This is a genomic window from Mesorhizobium sp. M7D.F.Ca.US.004.03.1.1, assembly GCF_003998635.1.
Classification (GTDB): domain Bacteria; phylum Pseudomonadota; class Alphaproteobacteria; order Rhizobiales; family Rhizobiaceae; genus Mesorhizobium; species Mesorhizobium loti.
In genome coordinates, this window is record NZ_RZQG01001505.1 from 1 (window position 1) to 831 (window position 831).

General features: G+C 61.4%; 1 protein-coding gene. It reads left to right on the forward strand.

Annotated features, from left to right (window positions below):
- The coding region (locus EN935_RS38280; protein WP_164771834.1) for a nucleoside hydrolase at positions 1 to 758 on the forward strand (758 nt) is incomplete at its 5' end.
- Positions 759 to 831 lie beyond the last annotated feature (73 nt).

The window sequence follows — 831 nt, forward strand, 5'->3', positions numbered from 1 at the left end:
ATATCAAGGTCTATGCCGGCGCCATTCGACCTCTGATGCGCGAACTGGTCACTGCCGAGGAAGTGCACGGCAAGACCGGCCTCAACGGGCCGCAATTGCCCGAACCAAAGATGAAGCTGCAGGACCAATACGCGGTCGATTTCATCGTCGAGACGCTGATGACGGAAGAGAGCGGCACGATCACGCTCTGCGCGCTCGGGCCGCTCACCAACATTGCGCTGGCGCTGATCCGCGAGCCGCGCATCGCACCGCGCATCAAGGAAATCGTGCTGATGGGCGGCGGCTTCTTCGAAGGCGGCAATGTCACCCCGACCGCCGAATTCAACATCTACGTCGACCCGCAGGCCGCCGATGTCGTGTTCAAATCCGGCATTCCGATCGTGATGATGCCGCTCGACGTCACCCACAAGGCGCTGACCACCGCAAAGCGTACGCAGGCCTTCCGCGCGCTCGGCACCAAGGTCGGCAACGCCACCGCAGAGATGCTGGAATTCTTCGAGCGCTTCGACGAGGAGAAGTACGGCACCGACGGCGGGCCGCTGCACGACCCCTGCGTCATCGCCTATCTGTTGAAGCCGGATCTGTTCAAGGGCCGCAACTGCAATGTCAGCGTGGAAACCAATTCGGAACTGACCATGGGCATGACCGTGATCGACTGGTGGGGTGTCACCAAGCGGCCGAAGAACGCCATGGTGATGCGCGACATCGACCATGATGGCTTCTTCGCGCTGCTGGTCGAGAGGCTGGGGCGGCTGTGAGAGCTTCCTTCTCCCCGTTCACGGTAGGGCAATCGCATATGGATTCTTGCGAAGAGGGATGCCCACCCTAACC